The 24,142-nt window shown below is 50.6% G+C and carries 9 protein-coding genes; 1 reads left to right on the plus strand and 8 read right to left on the minus strand.

Going from position 1 to position 24,142, the window contains the following annotated elements; translation table 11 throughout:
• Positions 1-369: 369 nt before the first annotated feature.
• Positions 370-7,254, plus strand: a complete 6,885-nt coding sequence (locus tag HW115_RS04950) for a cadherin domain-containing protein (RefSeq protein WP_178931492.1) — start codon at positions 370-372, stop codon at positions 7,252-7,254.
• A 263-nt stretch (positions 7,255-7,517) separates the two neighbouring features.
• Here HW115_RS04950 and HW115_RS04955 read toward each other — a convergent pair whose 3' ends face one another.
• The 8 genes from HW115_RS04955 to HW115_RS04990 all read right to left on the minus strand — a co-directional run bounded on the left by HW115_RS04955 (position 7,518) and on the right by HW115_RS04990 (position 24,134).
• Entirely contained in the window at positions 7,518-9,218 is a 1,701-nt protein-coding gene (locus HW115_RS04955; RefSeq protein ID WP_178931493.1) for an ASPIC/UnbV domain-containing protein, read from the minus strand.
• A gap of 21 nt (positions 9,219-9,239) precedes the next feature.
• On the minus strand, positions 9,240-10,937 hold the full coding sequence (locus HW115_RS04960) for an FG-GAP repeat domain-containing protein (protein ID WP_178931494.1): 1,698 nt from the start codon (positions 10,935-10,937) through the stop codon (positions 9,240-9,242).
• A 113-nt stretch (positions 10,938-11,050) separates the two neighbouring features.
• On the minus strand, positions 11,051-11,674 hold the full coding sequence (locus HW115_RS04965) for a PEP-CTERM sorting domain-containing protein (RefSeq protein ID WP_178931495.1): 624 nt from the start codon (positions 11,672-11,674) through the stop codon (positions 11,051-11,053).
• Between the two features lie 259 nt (positions 11,675-11,933).
• Positions 11,934-15,836 (minus strand): lamin tail domain-containing protein, encoded by a 3,903-nt coding sequence (locus HW115_RS04970; protein WP_178931496.1) that lies wholly within the window; start codon positions 15,834-15,836, stop codon positions 11,934-11,936.
• A gap of 96 nt (positions 15,837-15,932) precedes the next feature.
• Complete coding sequence (locus HW115_RS04975) at positions 15,933-16,592, minus strand: PEP-CTERM sorting domain-containing protein (protein ID WP_178931497.1); 660 nt, start codon at positions 16,590-16,592, stop codon at positions 15,933-15,935.
• 219 nt (positions 16,593-16,811) lie between these two features.
• A complete protein-coding gene (locus tag HW115_RS04980; RefSeq protein ID WP_227021355.1) occupies positions 16,812-19,709 on the minus strand; it encodes a LamG domain-containing protein in 2,898 nt (965 codons plus the stop codon).
• A 79-nt stretch (positions 19,710-19,788) separates the two neighbouring features.
• The gene (locus HW115_RS04985; protein WP_178931499.1) at positions 19,789-20,700 is read right to left on the minus strand and encodes an SMP-30/gluconolactonase/LRE family protein; all 912 of its coding nucleotides are present in this window, start codon (positions 20,698-20,700) and stop codon (positions 19,789-19,791) included.
• Between the two features lie 17 nt (positions 20,701-20,717).
• Complete coding sequence (locus HW115_RS04990) at positions 20,718-24,134, minus strand: glycoside hydrolase family 2 TIM barrel-domain containing protein (protein ID WP_178931500.1); 3,417 nt, start codon at positions 24,132-24,134, stop codon at positions 20,718-20,720.
• Positions 24,135-24,142 lie beyond the last annotated feature (8 nt).

Here is a 24,142-nt window from a genome sequence, read left to right on the forward strand (position 1 = left end):
GACCAGCCAGCTTGTCAACGCCTATCTGATAGCCGGTTTGATTTATAGGATTGACTGAAAGATAGGGGTGGTGATGCCGTATTTCTCAGACTATCAAAGCTTTGTATAAGGCTTTGTGTTTTATTCGGTTTGAGCCAGGTTTTCTTTATTTAGCTTATTTTTAGCCATGGCGTATTACATTTTGTAAGCCGGGTTGGAACTTGCCTTTTATCCTGTGGGGCCGGGATTTTGAATCCATTTTACAGCGGCAGGAAGAATAGCGTCGGGAGAATAATTTCATTCAGATGTTAAGATATTGAGTTCGTTTGCAGTGTATGTGGTATGGGTGAGCCTTTTTTAGGCTTAAGCATTAAAAACACACACAATATCATGAAAAATACTATTTTGAAATTCAGCAAACGTATGAAACTTGCACATCTACAAAGGATGGTAGTAGGCAGTTTCGCCATATTCGGGGCAGTGGCAGCTCAGGTTAATGCGGCAACCCCATTACCCGACGATTTAAAACTTGTGATAGATGTTCAGGACTCCGGAACGTCAACGACGTATCAACAAACCTTGCATCTGCACAAGCGCTCGGTTCGAGCGCCAGGATTCGTACTCTACACATGGGATGCGACCAATGGTTACGTGGCACAACCCACTCCCGAGGTTCGGACATTTAAAGGAACGATCGGAGAAAATTCCAATGCGCTGGTGTTTGCTTCAATCAACGCGGATAACCAATTAAAAGCATCTTGTATTGATATGGAGTGGGGGCACGGTCGCCGATGGTCGGTTAGTGGTTTGGACGTTTCGGCACAGCTCGGCAGTCCTCAAACAGCTGACCCAATGCCCAGTCAGCCTGTGGCCGCCCCATCCAATGGATCGGCGGGCACTCCGACCGTTGGTCCAAAGGTTCCGACGGGTACGTCGGCTGGCGGAGTCCCCTATGGCGGGATTGTCGAGGCTGAACTGGGGATGGATTGCCCGGTTGCTGCTTACACTCGTAATGGACAAAATCTGGATAACGTCCTCGCCCACTATGAGGTGGACCTCATGTTGTGGGAGCTGATGATGGCTCGCGATTTAATGGTTCGTGTTGTGGTTCCAACAATTGTGATCCGCACAGAGAACTTTTACTCATCGGATCCGGGTAACACCTCATTGGGTGAACTCAAAGCTGCTTGGTTGGATACCAACGCACCCCTGGTGTCACGTGGTTGGGATAATGTTTGGTCTTCGGAAGGTTACTATGCATGGTCTGGTGTGGGTCAGGACGAAAGCTCGGTTTCAGCTGGAGCGTTGTATCATGAAATTGCGCATAACTGGACTGCATATCACCTAGGCTATATGGCCGATACGATGGGTGGTAACAAACCCGTGATTGGACCGCGGACTGCGGATACCATGTTGAATAAGCGTCAGGAAGCCATTGATGAAAATAAGCTTCCGGCTGGAACATATACTGATCCTCTTCCTCCGCATACCTATGTTGATGTGGCATTGACCTCAATCAATACCGCCATTGATATCGATGTGTTGGCGAATGACCACGATGCCAACGGAGATTCTATTTCTGTCGTTAGTCATACCACCACGACGGTGCCAGGAGGCAGTGTGACCTTGAATGGAGATGGCACTCTGCATTATGTTCCACCGACAGGTTATGTGGGGAAGGACATGATTGTGTATACGGTGCAGGATGATTCGCCGATGTCTTTAAAGACCCGCGACGTGGTACATATTGAAGTGGTGAATAATGGACTGATGGTGCACTATGATATGGAAGATGCTACGGGGACACTTGCATCAGATGTTTCAGGCGTTGGTATTGCGGGTGATTTGAATGGTGCTGACTTTGCCACGGATTCGGTGGTATCTCCGCTAGGAAAAGGAATACGCGCGGATGGAACACAGAGTGAAAATCATACCGAAAATGGAGACTGGAGCGGGATCCTGATGGGCTCAGGCAACGTGATGCCCATCACTCTGAATCCCAGCCGTGAGGCCTCACCATTCGAACAGGAATATAACCAACATAGCGCGTTTTATGACATCATGGATGGCAACTACACCTTTGCCACTTGGTTCTGCGCCGAGAGTTTTGACAATGCCGATTACCCACAAGGAGGCGGTTATGGTGCTTATATTGCGGCGCGGAGATGGCACCCTGAGACGAAAGTCGGTTGGGATCTCTATGCACAAAATAATACGGTGGGGATGCACTGGCATGTTTTTGACGGAACGAAGACCATCGAGCATCTGAGCGCCAGCTACCCGTTGACGGAAGGGAAATGGTATCATATCGCGGCCGTGTTTGACCGTGCGACTGATGAAATCCGTATTCTGGTCAATGGTCAGATCGTGGCAACCCGGACTAACGCATTTGCAGGCACCAATGGAGTCATTTTCAATGGTCGGGCTCCGCTGGCTTTGGGTGAATTCAGCAATAGGAAGATGTGTTTCGATGATGTGCGTATCTATTCCAAGGCACTCACGACTGCAGAAACACAAGCACTCGTTGATTTGGCGGATTCAGGAAAGGCGCGTTTTATAGAAAGCACTGTGCAGCACAGCTCATATGTGGATACGTTTTTTAATCAATCTCTCGTGCCAAATATTTGGAGTGAAGGATATGGTCCTCTGAGCTACGAAATTCTTTCTGGTCCGGCATGGCTTACTGTCGATAGCACAGGATCTCTTCTGGGTACGCCTGAATCGGGTGATTCCGGATTAAATACGTTCACCATTCAGATGACCGATAAGAATGGCAGCACGGACACGGTGACGCTTGAGATCAACGTCCCCACCGTATCGACAGTGAATCGGATTGCCCACTGGAAATTGGATGACGGCAGTGGCACGACTGCGACCGATGAAACAGGCAACTATGATGGCACTCTCAGTGGACCGACATGGACTGCTGGAAAGGATGGAGGGGCGCTCTCTTTCAACGGTGTTAGTGATCAAGTGACTTGCGGAGTCATTCCTGCGACCTCACAAATGACTTTTGCAGGCTGGATCAACCCTGCTTCTACCTCGGGGATACAAGCGATCTTCGGCAAACCGGGATCTTTTTCAATCAGTTTAAATGGCTCAGCACTTCGCTATACCAAGCCAGGAGTGGCGGACTACGGTTCCAGCGGGCTGAGTCTGGCTGCTGGTGTTTGGCAACACATTGCAGTGACGATCAACGGTTCAGAGTTGCGCTTCTACAAGGATGGGGTGCTGCTGAGTCAGTCAAGCTGTTCTTACCCTAATAATAATGGGAACAACGTCTTGCTCGGAAACAATCAATATAGCCAGTTCTATGGCGGCTTGTTTGATGATATGCAAATGTTTGATGTCGCACTCAGTCCAGATGAAGTGGGTGCGCTTCATGCCAGCTATTCAGCTGGAACTCCAGCAAGTGCTCACTGGAAGCTGGATGAAGGGAGCGGTGCAACGGCGACCGATGAAATGGGAAGCTATGACGGCACCATCAGTGGCGCGACCTGGACCACCGGTAAAGATGGTGGAGCTCTCTCTTTCAACGGAACCAGCGATCAAGTGACTTGCGCCTCGGTTCCTTCATCGTCACAAATGACATTCATGGGCTGGATCAAGCCCGATGATACTTCGGGCAATCAGGCCTTGTTCGGAAAGTCCCAGTCATTTTCCATTAGAATGAGCGGCTCTGAGCTCGAGTATACGAAACCGGGAGTCGGGGATTATAAATCTAGTGGTGTGGGTCTGATTTCCGGAGAATGGCAGCATGTGGCAATCAGTATCAATCAATCTGAGTTGAGTTTCTACAAAAACGGTGTGCTGGTTTATCAGAGAACTTGTTCCTCACCTAACGAGAATACAAACAGTGTTTTGCTTGGAAACAATCAATATAATCAACGCTTTGGTGGCTTGCTGGACGATCTTCGTATTTACGATATTGTCCTGCACCCGTTTCAAATTCAATCGATCTACAACGGCTACGAGGATCCGATGATTAACGAAGCGCCAACGGCTAACGATACGAATGGCAGTGTGGCAGAAAATGCCGGAGTCGGAGCCGCCGTGGCAACGGTCACCGCGACCGATCCGAATGTGGGAGACACTCTCAGTTATGCGATCACCGCGGGAAATGGAGGCGGCGAGTTTGCTATCAACAGTGGTACAGGAGAAATTACCACAACAACAGCATTGAACTATGAAACGATGGCTAGCTATAGCCTGACGGTCACGGTCACGGATGATGGCGCCCCCGTACTTAGCGACACCGCAACGGTTACGGTGAATGTCACCAACGTCAACGAAGCGCCAACGGCCATGGACTCTGTAGGCAGCATCGCGGAAAATTCAAGTGCCGGAGCAGCCATCGCCACCGTTACTGCCAGTGACCCTGATGCGGGTGACTCACTCGCTTATGCAATCACGGCAGGAAATAGTGGTGGATTCTTCGCTATCGACTCCAACGGTAACGTGACCACCACCGGTCCGCTGAACTATGAAGCAGGCAGCCAGTATGTGCTTGGCGTGACCGTTGTCGATGGGGGAGGTTTAAACGACACCGCGACGGTTACGGTGAATGTCACCAACGTCAATGAAGCGCCAACGGCCTCAGACGTGGTAGGCAATGTTGATGAAAATGGCTCAGCGGGAGCAGCTGTAGCTACGGTGTTAGCAAGTGATCCTGATGCTGGGGCTTCACTCAGCTATGTGATTGTCTCAGGAAACGATAGTGGACTCTTCGCTATTGATTCAGCGGGTAATATAACAACAACCGCAGCTCTCGATTTTGAAGACCTGAGTCAGTATCTTCTTACCGTTACGGTTTCGGACGGAGCTTTGGATGATACGGCCCAGGTGACGATTAACGTCAATGATGTCAACGAAGATCCCGAATTTACCGTCGACACAATCGACCTTGTTGATGCCTTGGACAGCACGGCCTACACAGGTCAAACTCTGGCGGGTTCCGCAACGGATGTCGATCAAGGCACCAGCTTTAGTTTCTCCAAGGTGTCAGGCCCGGCTTGGTTGCTTCTTGCTGCTGATGGAGCTCTTTCAGGAACGCCAAGTTCCAGTGACCTTGGTGCTAATGTTTTTGTCGTCGAAGTTAGTGATGGCAACGGGGGCACGGATACCGCAACACTCAACATTGAGGTGTTGGATAAGCGGCTCACGACAAGTTTTGCCAACTACTGGTCGAGTTATGCTTGGAGCCGGGTAGTGGATGGAGATGTGAACACCTTTGCCTGGACGCATGGCTCGGCGCAGGTCGATGATCATTTCACCATCGAATACGGAGTTCCTGTTGGTCCTGGTGTTTTCCAAATCCTGACCGGAGACCCTGGTAATGGGGGAGACTCTCTTGCTGCGGGCGTGATGGAAACTTCGAACGATGGGATAAACTGGACCAATGTAGCGACCTTTAGCTCGGGAAATGCTCAAACAACATTGGTATCCCCAGTGAAGTTTGTCCGCCTACGTTGCACCGCGTCTCAGGGACAGTGGCTTAAAATCCGCGAATTTGTCCCACCGACAAATGCCGCACCCGTTGCCAATGATGTGACATTCGGTATCGCCGAAAATGCGACTGTCGGATCAGCTGTCGGAACGGTGGTTGCGACAGATGCTGACGCTGGCGACACGCTCACCTATGCAATTACCGGAGGGAATGAAGCGGGAGCGTTTGCGATTGATAGCAGTGGCAATATCACAACAGCAGCCTCTCTCGATTACGAGACTACTGCGCAGTATGTTTTAACCATTACGGTCACGGATGACGGCACACCCGTTCTGAATGATACAGCCGTGGTCACCGTTGATGTAAGTAACGTCAATGAAGCACCCACACTAGATGACAACAGTGGTAGTATTGCGGAGGATGCCATGATTGGATCCGCCGTTGTTACAGTATCTGCCAGTGACCCGGATGTTGGAGATACCCTCAGTTACGCCATAAGCTCAGGAAATACAGGTAACGCTTTCACAATCGATAGCAGTGGCAATATCACCACGGCGACGGTGCTCGATTTTGAAACGACACCGAGTTACGTTCTTACTGTGACTGTCACGGATAATGGATTACTCGCTGATACCGCTGCAGTGACCGTCACCGTAACTGACGTCGTAGAGCTGACCTCTCCGGTGATTGTCACGGGAGCGGCGAGTAACATCAACCAAACCACAGTTGATCTTGCCTACTCGATTTCTGACACCGGAGGAGAAGATCCATCAGTCACCATCTATTACGGAGAAGTCAACGGCGGGACGGTTCCTGCGAACTGGACCAGCAGTGCTGCCCAGGGAGTGAAAACGACCGGAAGTTATCTAACTTCACTGAGTGGTCTGACCGAGAATATCACCTATTACTTCACTGTACATGCCAGCAATACGGCTGGTGAATCATGGGGTAGCACGGGAAGTTTTACCACCACCGCGGACACTTCTCCGAAGTTGGTGCGAACCACCGTGAGTGCCGTGAGCAATAGTTCATGGACCACCGTGAACTTGGGGCAGAACTACACTTCCGCCGTGATCATAGCGACTCCGATCTATCCAAACACAACGACCCCGCCAGTGGTGACACGGATTACCAATGTGAGTGGTGGCAGCTTTGATCTGAAGGTTGATCGGGCTGACGGCTTGACCGATGCCATGACCATTGATGTATCTGTTATTGCCGTGGAAGAAGGTGTTTATACCCAGGCAACTGACGGAGTGACCATGGAAGCGGTGAAATACACATCGACAGTGACATCTGAAAATAACAGTTGGGTCGGAGAAGCTCAAACTTACCAAAATAGCTATACATCCCCTGTGGTTGTTGGTCAGGTGATGAGTGCCAACGATGCCAATTGGTCGGTATTCTGGAGTATGGGGAGCTCCCGCACGGCTCCAGCTGATGCGAGTACGCTTAACGTCGGTAAACACGTTGGTGAGGACCCCAATACCACCCGGGCGAACGAAACCATCGCTTACATTGTGATCGAGAGTGGAAGTGGCACGATCAATGGTGTCGCCTATGAGGCTGCCCTGGGTGCTGATTCGGTGCGTGGCTTTGGTAACTCGTCGAGCCCGTATACTTACAACTTGAGTGGAGGTCTCAGCACTGTAAGTGCTGCAGCAGCCAGTATCTCAGGAATGGACGGGGGGAATGGAGCTTGGGCGGTACTGTCCGGTTCACCATCACTAACAACAACTAGCATTGGCTTACATGCTCTGGAGGATCAGCTGAATGATGCTGAGCAAAGTCACACTACCACTCAGGTAGGCTACGTTGTGTTTGAGTAAAAAAGAAAATGGTCTGTTCAATGGTCCGGGTGCCCCTGTAATGGGGGTGCCCTCGGCAGGGAGAACAACCCGTAATCCCATGCTATTGCTGTCGGTTCCTGATTTCAGGGCTGGAAAAAACAGGGGAATACATGTGACCACGTATTCCCCTGTGAAGTGTGAAGCTGGAGATTCTTATTTCTTACGACGCAGGGCATTTTCTCTCTTTTTGATGGAAGTGGAATAGTGGACAAGCAAAAGAACAATGGGAACAGCTCTGCTGATCAGCGCATCGGCTGCCTGTTGGCATAGAGGGAAACAGCTTTTTGAAGGCTTTGAACGAGAGAGGCGTTGGCCTGTTTTTTTGCTAATGGGAGTGCTTGCCGTGCAATCTTGATAGCTTGATCGAATTTGCCCAGTTCAGCGTATGCTGCGGCTAAGGTGTCCAGATACCCAGGTTCTTGATATTGGCTAAGCTCGACGGCACGAGTCGCACAACGGAGGGCTTCTTTACCATTGCGAAAAGAGGGGTCGTGGTGGGTGGCTAGCTGCCAAGCGATGTTATTCAGGACCACGGGATTATGGAATCCCGTTTGTGAGGCTGTTTTATAAAAGGCTGCGGCATGACGGTTCATGTTCTTTTTAAGGTATTCCTCCGCAATCCAAGTGAGTAATAGTGGGTATTCCTTGTGATCGAGTAGTTGGTTGTGGGCGCGGACAACATAGTCAGCGACATCCACGAGGTGATCGCCCTCCATAAGAAGGCGAGGGATGTAGAGCAGGTTGATTTTTTGTGTAGTCGTTAGCCAGCGACCATTTGTTTTTGGATCGGGGGCGATCCCGGTGGTTTGAGCGAGCTGTTTTGCGTCATGAACAAACGTGTCAACCGAGTGTGCACCGTTGTAGAGAGTCACGATATTGCCATTGGTGGAAACAAGAAGGCTGCTTGGTGTCGGGAGATCCTTGATGATGGGAAATGTGTGGTTGAAAATCGCAGCTAGTGCAGAGTTTGTTGCGGCGTTTGGGACACCTGACTGCCAAGGGGATTGAAGGTGCTTAAGAAGCCTGGAGGCCTCATTTTGATCTTCGAGTTCGGAATCAATACATAGGAAGACCAGATTCAAATGATCTCTTATTGTTTTAGCAGAACGGATTAAGGATGTTATTTCCTTTCGACAATTTTGACATCGCTGACTCCACAGAATGACGAGTAGTGGCTTCTTGAGTTGTTTGATTTCAATGAATTGATTTAGATTCTGGTCTTTGAAACGTAGATTCGGAGCTGGAAAAGGAATTCTGAGCGGTGCCCTGACCGCGCTAGAGCTGTTGCACGCTTGATGGGATGTTGTTTGTTCAGGTTGTGGGGGAGAAAATGTCAGTTTTTGAAGTGTCGGGTTTTCCTGAATAGCTTGGTAATAGTGGTTGATTGCCGGAGGCGGGAAGGACTGGGTTGATCCGTCCGGCCAAGTGACGGATAAGGCTCTAATCTCGGTGGCGTCACCAAGACCAAAGTTGAGTCGCTTGCTGGACTGGCTGGCAAATCCTTCACCGGCTTTGAGGCTGCGAATCAAGAGACGGCCATTTTCGAGGGTCACCTTGACCCGGGCTCCAATCGCATCACGATTGTTGTGGCTCGTTCCTCTGAGTTTGATGCCTAACCAGTTTCCTGTATTCTTCATTTGATTATGCATGAAGCGAAGGCGAGGGGCATTTCTATTGGATGCCCAAAAATCGATTCTTCCATCACTGTCCCAATCCATGAGAGCGAGCCCCCGGCTATCGTCTGGCATATCCCAGCCACTTAAAGCGGAAACGGTGGAAAATTGGGCGTCGCCGCGGTTCAAAAACACACAGTTCCGTTCATTGCCACTGAAGGATTTTCCCTCGTGAGCCATGCGGTTGACCGCGCTGATGTTGGCAACATACCCGTCTGCGCTGGATGTTGCCAGTTCGAGTTCTTGTTCGCTGATTGGAGCTTTCGACATGACCTGTCGCCACCATATACTTCACAAATCGTCCATCTCCTTACCAGTAATAAACCCATTGGCGACTAACAAGTCGTCCCAGCTGTCATTGTTAATATCAGCTGCTAACGATGCCCAACTCCAGCGGCCAACACGAATGCCAGTGTCATCACCGGCAGCTTTAAATCGTCCGTCTCCTTGGTTGATGCTTAATGTGTTTCCCTTAGCGAGGAGTTGAAATGTATTTTTCATTTCTTGGTCGGTTCCCGACTTGAAAGCCGCTTGCCGAGTGACCCGGCTTCCTGCGGAGGAGAACATATTACTCACGTGAATATCCATGTTTCCATCACCGTTAAAATCCCCTGAGCAAGCACCCATGCTAAATTCACCGGAAATTAAACCGGCCTCTTTAGTGACTTCAGTAAATACCCCTCGGTTATTTTGATACAGGTTATTTTGCCCAAAGTCGTTGGCAACGTAAAGGTCCTGATCTCCATCATTATCCCAATCATCCCAGTGGGCTGCGTAGGTAAAACGGTTGTTGTGTTGGTTTAGCCCTACTTGATCAGTGACATTTTTAAATCCAAGTTCTCCAGTGTTCTTTAAGAGTGTGTTTCTCCCCCCATTGGTTGCATTATACACAGGATGAGGGACAGGGATGTTTCCTTGTACGGATTGCTGTCCCTTTCTAACGGTTTGATCGCCATAATAGCGACATGCGTAGAGGTCGACTAACCCATCTTGATCGTAATCAGCCGCGCAAAGGCTGTAGCAATAGCGGACGTCTTTCAGCAGTTTGATCCGCTTGAAATGCCCCGTGGAATCATTGGCAAGAATGGCCACTCCTGCCGAGGTTGCTAGCGCCATATCCTGATCGCCATCGTTATCAAAATCGACAAATAGGGCGCAGGTGCTGTTGTCCATGAAGTCGATACCTGATTGATGAGCCGCATTGATGAATGAGCCATCAGCTTGCTGAAGCATCAGCATATTGGGCAGTCCTCCTAGTTGGCAAACATAGACATCCTCTCGACCATCTTCATTGACATCGGCAACACTAAGGCCATTGAGAGCAAAAAACTCGGGTTTAAGGGCCGCCTCAATACGTTGTAACCAATGGTTTGCACCTTGATAGATCATCGTATTTTCGTCCTCATTTAAACGGAGAACCGAAGTGGTAAGGTCCTCAAACATCAAGCTCTCACGGGTCAAACGAGTGTCGTCATCAAGACCTCCAGTCAGCTTGACAAGTTGCACATTTTCTCCAGCTAATTTCCAGTGTGCCAGCCACTCGGTGTTGATTTCGCGGAAGCCGTTGTCCGTTTTGATGAACAAGGCTACCAATTGGCGCGTCCTAAAAACATTCGATTGTTCATCATCGACGACCACTTCAATGATCTTGAATTTAGTGCGTAGAATCTTTCCTCGGATGAGTTCCTTGAAGCGTTTCAAAGAGGTGGCGTGGTGGGCTTTTTTTGCCAGAGACGCATCGGCAGTCCCGCTTACGATCAATCCGCCTTTGTGGGGAGTCAATTCTGTGTTTCCAAAATCGATATTAAGATGAAAGTTGCTGGCGAGATCCTGTGCAAGTTGATCACGCGGGATTTCGCCTTTCATCCATTGCCCAAGATGTTTCAGTGCGCCTCCCGCTTGACTCGAGAGCTCTTCTTGTCGGTCAAGAGGTGCGGCGATGATCGGAATGTAGCTACAGAGAAAATAGAGAATCAGGAAACGGCGCATGACTGGATGAGTTCAAATTTTGTCGACACTTTGACATGGCATGACCTTCTGAAAAGAAAAAACACCACAGTAGAGCGATGCTACCGTGGTGTTTTGAAAAAGGACGAGGTTGTTTATTTTCTTCGGCGCAGAATCAATGCAAGACCACCAAGGCCGAGTAAGGCTGTTGAGCTGGGCTCGGGAACTTGAACAAGGTCAAGTCTGACGTTATCAATGAGGACCTGTGGACCGTTGGTTTCAATATAAAGAACAATATCAGAGGATGCTGTATCCACCGTTCCGACCACGTCATAGTCAGCAAATTCGGTTGTCAGTGTCGAAGACGTGACTGGTCCTCCAATCAAACTCGCACCAAATCCATCTTGAATATCAAAATCAAAAGTGGGTGAGTTGTTTGAGTTGTCTGCAGCTAGTGTTAAGGTGAAGATGTCGCCTGGATTGACAGCTCCGCCTAGAATGGATGCCGTGATGTTTTGCGTTAGACTGGCTGAACCGCCTTCTAAGAATACATACACACTTCCATCAATACCTGTTGGGTCGGGTGAACTAGCTTGCATTCCACCGCCGCCGGATTTGGTCCAGCCATCGGGTGTGTTATTGTTCCAGTCTGGTGCTGGGAGAGGAAGTCCGGCACCGTTTTCAAACGAGTGGTTGTTGATGGTGACCGACGCCGCATGCAGGGCGCTGGCCCCACATAGCAGAGCAACCGCCATGCATAGTTTTATGATATGTTTCATCGTATTCTTTTATGTTTGGTTTGTATTCAGTAATTTCTCTTTTGAGAAAGAGAAGAAATTAATTGAACAACGCTTATAATATAAGGAATGAGGTATGGCTATAAAAAAAGGATGAATTTTGTCAAAATGTGGGTTGTGTGAGTGGATAATTTATAAAAACATGTACGATATGTCCATGGCTTGCACGATTTGTCCATGGTCGTTCGATCACTTGTATAAATGGACGCTGGTTCAAAGAGCGAGATCTTTGAGGATGCTTTTATCGCTCGGTGATTCGTAAGCGAACAAACCCACGCGGTGAATCAGGTAGGGACCAGGTGTAGACCGGGTTACCATTTGGATCAGGTGTCTGTTGGATGACGGTAAGTTCCGTTTCGCTCCAATCCTCAAGGTTGGTTGACCACTGTGGGGCAACCTCAACATCGTCGTGCCCTAGTTTTTGACTGTAAGTTAATCTGCGTATGCCATCGATGCTCTCAGTGGTGGGACCTGATGATAAGGCATAATCGACAAGGTTACCTCCGGTGTAGGGCGTGCTGTCAGATGTTCCAGGGTTGCCACCGGATTGGATGCTGGCGCGCCAATTGATTGCGTTACTGTGGTCGGGTAGGCTTTGAGGGTGGATTAAGACAAGGCTGGCGCCAGTGCTGTCTGGTGACGTTGGCCAGGGTGGCACGTCGTTGTAAACAAAATCCTGAATCGGGTCGTCAGCTCCGAAGGAGAGAGTGATCCGTTCGCCGTCATTGCTCAGACCGCTGGTTGTCTCTCCGGCAATCGGTAGCGAGTTACCATACTCCGCTTCGAAGGCTGCTTTATTTTTCACCACGAGAACATATTCGCCCGGAGCGATACTCGTGATGCTTGAATCGGCAAACGAAAACTGGATGCCTGCGGTGAAACTGACAGGGCTGAGATCGAGGGTGGCACTGCCGACATTCATGATTTCAATGAACTCAAGGTCACCACCACCGGTTGGTTTATACATGATTTCGCTGATGACCAAGCTGTTGCGGTAGGTTGAAAGGTCCGGACTGGAAACGTTGAATTCAATCGGGTCTGACCAGTGGCTCCACCGACCACTGGTATCTTGATGACGCACGCGGGCGCGGTAGGTGCTACCCGTGGCGATGACGGATGGCGGGATGACGACTTCTGAGTCGAAGCTTGTTAGTTCGCCGCTTTCCCAGATGGCGTCGATTTCATGGGGTGGCGCTTTCAGTGGGTTGTAGTTGAGTGCTAGTGGATCAGCAACTTCTCCCAGTCTCCACTCCATGGCGGCAAAAGACCCGTTTCCGTTAGGATCAGTGAACGCGGTGCTTTGAAATCTCAGATCAGTGATGGGGAATCCAGTGGCTCCCGTGTAACTGATGGTTGGTTGGTTGGGGATGTTGATGTCGGCGGCCTCGGCTAACAGGTTGTCGTATCCGTGACCACCTGCGCTCATGAATTTGCGGGTGAAGTCCATTTGGCCTTCATGATCGGCGGATAGAATGGTCCGTGTGTAAGTGGCGCCTCCTGGATTCGCTGTTGCCGTGAGCCGGTTGTAGTATCCTTTATGTTTACTCTTCGTATGATAATTCCAAACGTGTTGATCCGCATCCGCCCAGGTCAAGGGGTCTCCTGGCGGGTTGACGATGTCGATAAACTCATTAAGCACCGTATCGACGGCTTTGGGGTTGAACAGAAGATCGAGCATCTCTCGCTGTTCATTTTTTCCTTCGAGATAGTTGAGCGGGTAGCTGGGGGTGAGGCATAGTCTGAATCGATCCCAGGTGTAATACTTGTGGGTTGGTGTTAAGACGGTATCGAGATCCCAGGGCATAAAGACCCATTTGTCGGTGTCCGGGTTATGGTAATAGTAACCTTGTTGGCCATCGCGCTGATCATAGTGCGCCATGACTTCCGCGACCGCTTTGTATCGGGCATAACTGAGGTGATCGACATTGTCCCGCCACCATTGCTGGGATTGGGAGGTGTTCAGGTTGTTACGCAGGGTGTTGCCATCGCTTGGGCCGAGAGGTTCATCCGCGCCCTGGTTATCTTGGAGTAGGGGAGATTCCAACTTGTAGACATTGCCATCGGGCAAATTGCGATCATCAAGAAATCTGCCGTCTGGAACTTCGACACTGAAATAGAGACCCCAAAAATCTCCGTTGTATTGATCAGATGGGTTTGCTTCGGAGGCATCATCAACCACGCGGAAGTGAAAGTAGCTGGTCCGGCTTGAGGGGATTCCCGCGAGTTCAAATAAACGATAGGAAACACACTCGTCGATTCCTCCCATGCCACGATTGGCGTGCGCCCATGGGGCTGTGCCACCATTGACTTTCATGTCTTTCCAGCGACTTTCATATTTCTTGCCGTAGTTGTCGCGTGCTTGAAAATAATGGCCACGGTTGAATCTCAGGCGCCATTTATTTTTGCCTGTGACGTAGGTCGAAAACTGTCCTCGGATATTAAAGCGGACATGGTCATAGACTCTGCCGTCGTAGATTAAGGTTCCTTCGAACTGGGTGTTGCGGAAGGAGCTGCTATATTGCGAGTTGGTGATGTCGGAACTGTTGGCAATCAGATGATAGACAGGGATGGTCTCGAGAAGGCCCTTGCTGAATGTCTGAACTGAACTTACGCCGGGCTGGTTGGTTCCTTGCCACGACGGCACCCCGTCATAACAAAAATACGCAAAATTCGGTTGTGGGTCATCTTGGTACGGAACTTGGATCTGGTGGTTTGCAGTGTCTGTCGCACGGATGCGATAACGGATCATCCTGCGGTGCACTTGCACGCTGGCTGGAATCATGACCGTAAAAATGGAATCTCCCGCAAGGATGTCACCGTTGGTTCCATCATCGAACATGGTAAGTGTTGCCCAGCTATTTTCATAACTAACATCACTCAGACGGATATAGTTTCCTGGATCGACGATTTGGTAATCGAGATCAACGGAGGCAACGCCATCGGGGTCGGTGATTTTGGCGGTGATAGTGACGGTATCCGTCGATAGCGGCTGTTCAGGGAAATGATCGACCTGCCGGATCTGCGGAGGTGTGATGGTGGAGTAGGCAGTGTTGACTGCGCCTGGGGTAGGAACTCCCGAAGAAATCGATCCAGGTGCTGGAGTTTTTAGTTCAAGGTCGATTGATAAGTCGCTGCTGCCGATGGTTCCGTTGAGAACTTGAACGGCAATCGTGTTGGTTCCTTGTTGAAGATAGGCTGATGCTGCTGTCAGCAGAGATTCTTCCCAAGCGCTTTCGTGATCGTAGGAAAAGTTTCCCGGAGGAAATGGGATGGCTCCGTCAGGCATGGAGAATCGCTTGACCTCCTGACCATTGATGTAAACTACGCAGCCATCATCGTAATAGGCTCTGAGTAGCAGTGTTGAGGGGATGGTTTGTCCTACTCCGATTGTAAACTCGTGCCGAAGAAAAATGCTCTGATAGCTGTTCCGCATATCGTTGAGTGTCGTTGCGTCATCTCCGTCACCGTAGCCGATGGGGGTTTGTCCGGTGAGCCAGAGGCCATCGGTGGTTTCATCGTATCCATGTTCGAACCATTGTCTGCCACTGGTGTCGTTTGACGGGTAGCTGGTTCCTTTCCGATACCGCCATGCCGTATCGCCAGCAGAGAGAAACATAACCTCGGGGACAGAGTCTCCGGTGCTGTAACTGCGCCAGGATCCCGCTAAGTTATTGTCGAGTGAGGGGTGGATGAGTTCCATCGATGCACCATCGCCATTTGCAGCTGTTGGCCACGGAAAATGGACGCCGTAATCGACGGTGTCGATGACGAGTCCCACACTATCCCTGAGGGTGATTTTTTCTCCGCTGTTGCTCAGTTTTCCTGACCATGGTCCGAGAGCGCTGGCCCCATACTCGGCGAGCAGGGTCGTGGGGTTTTGGGCGATTACCACAAAACCACCCGGAGCAATGTCTATGGCGGGAAATGTAAAATCCACCCCATTACTGAACTGCCAGTTGGTGAGATCCACGGTTACGGAACCTCGATTGAAGAGCTCGATGAATTCAGCGGGTTTGGTTTTATCCGCCGGGTCGTAGTGGATCTCATTGATGACGATGTCATTCGAACCCGCTGTAGTCGAGCCAGGGCATCCTAGGTAAATGCCAAGCTGAGCTATTAGAGAGATGGAGGAAAAAAAGCGCAACAGGTCGAGAGTAGTTTTTTAATGAGAAGAGTTGAAGAAAAAAAACACCCCGACCACGTGAGCGCAGCCAGGGTGAAACATACAAATGAGGTTGAACTACTTCCTGCGGCGCAGGGTCAGAGCAAGTCCACCGAGACCGAGTAGTGCTGATGAGCCAGGTTCGGGAACGGCTGTGGCTTGGATGGCGACAGCATCAACGATTGACCAATCTCCCTCGTCGGCACCCGTGTCGGCTACGCTGCTTAATGTAATAACGATGTTGCCGTCAGTATCAACCGTGGCAATACCAATTTTCTGGAAGTTGTAGTCACTTTTTCCGTCTGTACCATCGTTCAGCACCAGATCATCTGTTGGGCTAAGCTCTTGATTGACAAAAATGGAAGCGCCTCCCTGGATCGTGTATGGCACTGCAGACGATCGATTACTTTGCTCTCTCCACGTAGCGAATACATCCCATTGGGTGCCTGTTGTCATGTTGGAAAATGTCCATGTTGCCGTTTTGCCAGCGACAGGATCAAAGTCCCATTCGGTGTTATTCCAATAGACTGAGTCGCCCGTTTGCCATCCTGCAGCCGAGGAAGTAAAGTTTCCTGTGATCGCACCCATGGAATCACCACCAGTACTTTTGTCGACGATTGTAGAGTGTGTAGTATCACCCCCTGCCGGACCGCCTCCGTCGATGACGGCTATCACTGCTGCTTGGGAGGCTATTGTATACCCAAGGAGTGTGGTCGTTATGATTAATTTCTTTTTCATTATATTTCTCATTGGTTTTTGAGCTTGAATTCAATCACAGCTGAGAGGCGAAATTGGTTTCGTTCAAGCTGAGCTATGAAGGATCGTAATCCTTTCGATTGACATGCGAAAAGACTGATTGAGGGGGTGAAATCGACGGGTTTCATAGTTACTTGCACAATGTGTCCACGGTTTGCACGGGTTGGTCGTGTTAGGTTGACCTGTATGTATTCAATGACTTCACTTGCTCTCGGCAACGACTTTGCCGTTTAGATAAAGTATCTGTTTGCCTGTTTCTCCATCGACGGTAGCCGCGACGTGGCACCATGTGTCGATAGGTAAAACATCTTTGGCAATCAGGGCGGGTTCACGTGTAATCAAACGCAGCGACCGACCGCTTGGCCAAGTGTCTAATAGGTATCCGTTGCTTGTGCCTACTGCCGTTTTGTCAATGAGTCGGGCGGCACCGCTTTTGCTATCAACCTTTACCCAAGCAGAGAGTGTAAGACCGGTATGGCAATGTAATTTTTCCGACGGAGGCACTTCCAAGTAACCTCCAGAAAATTGGAGAGCTTTGCCGCTTGGTCCTCCACGCGTGGCAATCTCGGAGACCTTCCCTTGGATATTTGCTGGTACGATATGACCAGCATCAAATGCCACTACGGTTGATTCTGGTTGTTGTTTGTTGCTTGCATCTGGCTTGGCAAGCTGAGCGATTTTTTCTAAACTTAGCACCCCATCGATCACCAATACGCGTGCCATCTCACCAGAAAACCGTGAGCCTCCTTGGCTGTCCGCACCTATGCGCAGTGGTAGTTTGGTGCTGCGAATGGCATGTTGACTCAAAATAATGACTTTCTCAGCAACATCCACAGGGGCAGAGGAAATATTCGATGTTCTTTTGAATTCAGCCTCTAACACTTGTCCTTTCTTCATTGCTAATACGTAGCTGTTACCTTGTTTTTTTACTTCGGGTAAGTTCCACTGCGGAGTCCTGTTACCAAAGTTATCACGGATGCGTACCGTGGCATCGCGCCCCGCTGTCACGGCAAACCAGCTTGTGGCATTGTTCTGGCGCACAGCGCTGACCTTGTGTCCTCCTTCTACTCTTAGATCACGGAATGCAGCATCGTGCCAACGCCAGGGCATGGCAGGGAATATGCGGATGACCTCAGTGTCATGTTTTCCTGGAGTTGAACTCCAGCACTGCAACATCATTTCGTGCACTGCCTGCTGTGCCATGAAATTACCTTCCAACGTAAACGGGCGATAGGTGAAGTTAGAATAGCCACTCTTGGTTTGGTCTCCGTTGACATGAAAACCATTGCGCGTGACAAATGCCGAAGTGTAGATGTCGAGATAACGCAGCGCCGCTTCAGCGTGTCCGACTCGTGCCAGCAGACAGCTCCACCATGAAAAGCTATATCCTGTCCAGGCTCGCGTTCCTTTTTCCTCTACATCGTTTACCGTTGCTTCGATGATTTTGTTGTCCCCTTCGCCGCCGTCAGCGGTGATTAAGTTGAATGGGTGTAGTGCCATTACATGCGACATGTGCCTGTGGCTGCTAGGAAATGGCTCGTTTGCACTGAGCATCAAGCGACCGTCGTCCAGCACGTGGTAACCACCCAGTTGCTGCGCAGCTTTTGCCCATTTCTGAGCTTCAGCTGTTTTGTTGAGCGATTCTGCCATTTCCTGTAGCGATAGGAATAGCATCTTCAGGCACATAAGGTCGTAATTGCTGTTAGGTTTCATCCAAGCGCGCTTGCTGGCGTTGAAAAATTCTGGTGACGATGACAAGGGAAGTACCAGAACTCCATTTTCATCGGGTTTGAGTAAACCCAACATGCACTCGCCGACCCCAGCCGACCACGGGTAGGCACGTTTTTTGAGAAATGCATCATCCATGGTGTAACGCCAGTGCAAATAGAATAGATGTGCACTCCACGCACTCATTGTTGGCGACATACTATACTGCCCCCAGCCACCGAGCGGTTGACCTGCTAGCGACATAACCCCTGGGCAGGCAAGTCCACCTGTACCATAGAAATCCCGCGCAAATTCCTCGAAGAGCTGTTTGCGATCCCATAGGAAATCCAGGTAGCTTAGGCCCTCGTTGAAGTGTCCCGACATCTGATAGGCAATATAGGTCATCTGCGTGTTCAAGTCATTGTGGTAGTCGCCTTTCCATGGCGGTAGTCCTCCGTTATCGGCTGTCCAGACCCCCTGTAATGGCATTGGTGGTGCCCCACGGCGTGATGCTGCGCCATGGAAATAGCGCACTAAATAATACTGACGGCGAATGTGTGCATCTACCTCGGGGATGGACACTGCTGATTGTTGCCAAAAATCATGCCACCAAGCTAAGTGAGGCTGGATCATCGCATCGTAACCTTTTTGCAGGGCATCGATACAACGTTGTTGTGCGAGCTTTAACGGATTTTTAGCATCAGTGGTCGAGGTTACCGCCAGTGCTAACAATGTTTCATTTCCAACCCGTTTGCTTTGCACACATACGCAGTATTGGAATCCATCCATTGCATCTTGTATATACCAGGTGACGTTTCCTTTTGTTTCATGTTTTGCAGCAGGGTAGCCTAACTTTGTCACAGCACCACCACTCGATGGTCCTGCACTGCCAGCATGGCGTTTTGATCCCGAGGGCAGCAACATGATCGACTCTGGAGCCGCCCCTGGAATGCGTATGAAGGCAACGTGTTTATCAGCACTGAAAAACGCGCTGATTTTTTTTCTGTTTGCCATGTGAACCCAACCCTCTGCCGTTGCCAAGTTCAACTCAAATGCTTGCATCTTGGTGCCTGGTGCTAGTTTGATTTCCAAACGACCAGCTGGCAGTTTTGTCGGGGTTACTCCGTTGTAGGGTGTATCCCACCACCTGTTCACCTCACCTGACTTGCCTTGACGGACCATCTCAGCTCCTTTTGCCCATGTGTATTTTTTCCACCATTCCTTTTCGCCATTTGTTCGCTCATCCCATAAGTCACCACGGTCCAGAGAGAGGCGTAATGTTTCTCCTTCACCCCAAAGTAAACCACCCATCAGACCATTGCCCAAGGGGATAGCATCGTCCCATCGGTGTACTGGTGCTTTGAGCAGCAAGTTCGCATTGGGCTCCGGCATCACTGGTAACTCAATGGGGGGGGCTGCTGTGAGAGTTCCTATGCTTAGTGTGCAGGTGAGTAATGCCCACATTTGCTGGTTAAAGATTTTGATGCTCATGATTTTGTGCGTTTAATGATTTTGGAGGAATACGTTTACCTTTAGCTGTTGTGCGGATGATAAAGACTTTACCTGCCAGCGGTTGAGCTGCTAATTGTTCTTCGCTCAGACCCTCTTTGGCTGTTGTTATGTAGAGATCTTGCAGGTCATCACCTCCGAAGGTGCAGTTGGTGATCTGTGAGGTGGGGAGGCGGTAGAGATCGGTGATTTTGCCGGGTGTGGGATCGATGCGGGCGACGGCACTGCCGCCCCAGAGAGCGACCCAGAGTTTACCCTCTGCATCGATGTTCATGCCATCAGGGTAGCCAAGATCAGTGGGAATTTTGCAGATCGGGCGGCGGTTGCTGATTGTTCCTGTGGCGTTGTCGTAGTCAAAGGCCTCGACTATGGAGGTTAGGGTATCGATGTAATACATGGTGTCGTTTGACCATGCTATTCCATTGGAAATAGAGACATTACTTACCATCCGTGTGAGTGAGTGGTCTTTCTCCATGCGGTAAAGATTTCCACAGTGTGGAGTGGCATCCATATCCATCGTGCCAACCCAGAAACGCCCTGACGGGTCACATTTTCCATCATTAGCTCGATTGTTGGGAATGTCTGATTCTAGATTTGTTAAATGGTGCGTTTTTCCATCGGCAAAGGAAAACCGGCAAATAGCATGTTGTAGAGCAATGATCAATTGGTCTTGTTCCTCTGCAATAGGATGAATGGTGCCAATGGGTGAGGAGACATCGCGCTTGCAGGTTTCCTGTGTTTGAGGATCCCATTTCCAGATGGTCTTGCCCAGAATATCCACCCAGTAAAAGGCGCCCTTCCACCACGCCCCGGATTCACCTAGTTGGGATGCAGGGGCTGGTAGGGTAGTAAACGCAGTCTGGTGAATTTGCATTCTTTGCGATGGCTTTATTATTGAATCTGAAGCGTCATTTTACCGCTGACGGTAGCACCTTCTTTGAGGGGGTGACGGAAGCGGCCGAGATGGCCTCCGAGGAAGAGTTCGGCGCCACCGGTGTCGATATCGATGCAGTAGAGGCGAACTTGGTCGCCATCGATGCGGCAGCGTCCAGCCTGCGTGCCATCGGAGAGGATGATGAGGTGGTCGCCCGCAGGGGAGGACATTTTGTAAAAAAGGATACCGGTGCGGGTGCTGCGGAAGTCGGCTGAGCCGAGCTCGTTGGCATCCTGGCTCCATGGGTGTGTAGGCTGCTCACGGATGAACTTTCGCTGCACCTTGCCATCAGCACTGATGGCGTAATTGGGTTTTTCTCCGTAGAATGCAGGGGCGGTGCCTTTGAGTCGACCGATGTGTTCCTCGGGGAAACCGGAGAATGCGGATTGGCGCTCCCAGCTGACCTGGGTGAACTCTGGTGCAAGGTTGAGCGCGAGTCCTACCTGCCGTGGATCTACTTTTGCGAGGGTGGTAAACTGATAACCGATCGCGAACACACCGTTGCCGTTGATGGTGTAGGTAAAGGTGCCATCTGCCTCTGCGTATTTTCCGGCGACGTTGATTGTCACAGCGTTGGCTGTGGCTGTGGCTTTTACGCTGCTGGCTTTCCAGCCTGAGCAGAGCGGGTCGTGGGCGGGGGTGTCTGCGGAGTGGTTCGGGAAACAGCCGCCTCCTTTGAGTGGGTTGATGACGAGATGGGCACCGTCATGGATGAGGGTGGTGTCGCCTTTTTTGACGGAGGTGATCATGCCGGTGGTTTTGTCCACGGTGCAGGTGAATCCCTTGCCTGTGAGGGTGAAATGGGAATCGTTTTCTGCCAGCTTGACCGGGGCCGCGGGAAGATCGCTCTCCGAAGGTGTTGCTTTTGCTTTTCCTACCGGGATGTCAAACTGATCGATGAGGTATCCTTTCGGGCTGTAGAAGGAAAGGGTGAGCTCGTCACCGTCATTGAGCGGGGTGTCAATACTGAGTTTGCCCTTGCTACGCGGGGCGATGTCAGCGGTGGTGGTACCTTTTTTCTCACCGGTACTCCATTGGATCTTGAGCTCGTTGACGTTGGTGAAATTGTGGCGGTTATCGACTTCAACCACGGCAGTGTTTCCAGCTGGAAGATCGGCGGTATTGAGGCGGATGGGGGAATAAACTTTTTTCTGATAGAAATATTCAGGTTTGGGGCGTCTCCATCCGTCGATCGGTCCCCAGGCACCGTAGCCAACAGCGCGTCCATCGGGCAGGAGAAAGAGGTCGTCGATACCGGACCAGATCGAGCCACCGAGGCATGCCTGGGTGTTGTACATTTTGTTCCAAATGTGATCGAGGCAATCACCCCAGGTGTTTCGAATGCCGGGGTCGGCAACCAACTCTTCCCGGTTGTAAACGTTGAGGTGGCAGTATTCACCGAAGACGATGGGGCGGGTGTAGTCTTTGACGGATTGATCGCCATTGGGCCCGGGGTAGTGAATGTTGGCTACTGGGGCGTTGCTGCCGAGGTTGTTAAAGCCACCGTAGTCCTGATCGTGGAAGGCGACTGGCCGGGTGCGGTCTTCGGCTTGCGCGTGTTTCATGACTTCGACAAAATTTTCCGACCAGTAGGACTCGTTGGCGAGCGACCAGAGGATGATACTTGGGTTGTTACGATGGAAACGGATGGTTTCCAAGTTTGCTTGCAGGATGTAGGGATACCATTTGGCATCACGGTAGTCGTTTTTACGCCATGAGTAGTTGGCGTGGTGTCCCACCCAACAGACAGGGGCCTCGAGTTCGACAAAAAGGCCGAGTTCATCGCAAATTTCGACAAACTCCTCAGCTGGCGGATAGTGTGAGGTGCGGATGAAATTGACGTTGCCTGTCATGTAGAGCTCGGCGTCCTTTTTCCACTGCTCCATCGTTAGCGATCGTCCTAACAGCGGGTGGGCCTCATGGCGGCAGACGCCGGCGAGTTTGATGGGCTTGCCATTGATGAACATCTGCTTGCCGCGCACTTCTACCTGACGGAAGCCGAAGCGTTTGTTGACTGTTTCAATCTTCTGCCCCGCGTTGTTTAATGTGCATTCGAGCGTGTAGAGGTTCGGGTGTTCGTTGTCCCACTTTTTGGGCTTTTTGATGGGAATGGCTGCGGTGACGACGGTGCTCTGGTTGTTTTCCAGGTAAGGGACCCAGATGCGGTAATGTTCGAGTGCACCAGGGACCTTGACGTCGAGGTGCACATGGGTGGCAGACTCGAGAGATCGGTTGCTTACCTCGAACTGGAGCTTAAGCACGGCGTCTTCAAAGGCGCTATCGAAGGTGGTGGCGATACGCATGTCCGTGAGATGAAGCTCGGGAACAGCAAAGAGGGTGACCTTGCGCAGGATGCCTCCCATCGGAAAATTGGCATACTGGTTGAGGCTACCGAGTACGTCCGCCTGGGAGTCGTTTCGAACGCGTAGCGCGAGGGTGTTTTTGCCGGGGCGAAGAAGCTCGGTGACATCCAGTTCAAAGGCGGTAAAGGTGCCGAGGTGTTTGCCAGCTTCCTGACCGTTGATATAAACGATGCAGTCGCTGAATACAGAATCGAAGCGGAGGCGGATGTGCTTGCCACCCCAGTCGGAAGGCAGGTCAAACTCCCGGAGGTAGCCGGCGTGCGTGCCATCTTTCACGGTGAACCCCTGCATCGTCCAGTGGCCGGGGACTTGGATAGGTTTCCAGCCTGATCCTTGCTTTGAAGGAAATTCTTTGTGAGGTTCAGGGTGAAATTGCCATTTGCCATTCAGGCTCATCACTGGTTGGTCTGTGCCGGCCGTGGTTTTTGGAAAAGGGGCATAGATGGGCTGGGGGACAAGGAATTTGCTGTAATCGACGACCTGGTTGGCCTTGGCTCCTTTTTCAGCTTTGAGTTTTTTCGGGTTGCTGGAAAACACTTTGATGGTTGAAACCAGAGCGTTGGAACCCTCGACTTTCTCGAAGATGAGACGCATTTTACCATAGGCGTAAGCGAACTTAGGGAGGTCAATTTCCTTATGGATGAGTCTGCCTGGAGTGAGGGTGATGGTGGCAAGTTCGCGTGTGTCTGAGAGAACTTTGAGCACTCGTTTGTGATCACCTGGAGCACTGAAAAAGCTGAGTTTGATGGCGTAGTCAGCCTGAATATCCATGCCGTCGTAGACGTAAACGACCTTGTCGCCAAACGTGCATGTGCGGTCGGATTTATCAATTTTTTGACCAGCGGGATTTCCAAAGGCGTGGGCTTGCCCTTCAACGAGGTGGGGTTCTTTGCCACGAACTCCGCAGTTGTCTTGTGCGACCAGGCTCATGTTTTTTGTTGTTTGTTCGGCGTGGATTTGTCCCATGAGGGGTAACACGTAGGTCAGGATGATGGCGATGTGTGTTTTCATATGGCAAA

The sequence above is a fragment of the Oceaniferula marina genome (assembly GCF_013391475.1).
GTDB classification, from domain to species: Bacteria; Verrucomicrobiota; Verrucomicrobiia; order Verrucomicrobiales; family Akkermansiaceae; genus Oceaniferula; species Oceaniferula marina.

What these genes read in the sequence shown, in the direction of transcription:
- HW115_RS04960 (WP_178931494.1), bottom strand. Translation starts at nt 10,937, where the DNA reads ATGCGCCGTTTCCTGATTCTCTATTTTCTCTGTAGCTACATTCCGATC.
- HW115_RS04965 (WP_178931495.1), bottom strand. Translation starts at nt 11,674, where the DNA reads ATGAAACATATCATAAAACTATGCATGGCGGTTGCTCTGCTATGTGGG.
- HW115_RS04975 (WP_178931497.1), bottom strand. Translation starts at nt 16,592, where the DNA reads ATGAAAAAGAAATTAATCATAACGACCACACTCCTTGGGTATACAATA.
- HW115_RS04955 (WP_178931493.1), bottom strand. Translation starts at nt 9,218, where the DNA reads ATGTCGAAAGCTCCAATCAGCGAACAAGAACTCGAACTGGCAACATCC.
- HW115_RS04950 (WP_178931492.1), top strand. Translation starts at nt 370, where the DNA reads ATGAAAAATACTATTTTGAAATTCAGCAAACGTATGAAACTTGCACAT.
- HW115_RS04980 (WP_227021355.1), bottom strand. Translation starts at nt 19,709, where the DNA reads ATGCCGGAGCCCAATGCGAACTTGCTGCTCAAAGCACCAGTACACCGA.
- HW115_RS04990 (WP_178931500.1), bottom strand. Translation starts at nt 24,134, where the DNA reads ATGAAAACACACATCGCCATCATCCTGACCTACGTGTTACCCCTCATG.
- HW115_RS04985 (WP_178931499.1), bottom strand. Translation starts at nt 20,700, where the DNA reads ATGCAAATTCACCAGACTGCGTTTACTACCCTACCAGCCCCTGCATCC.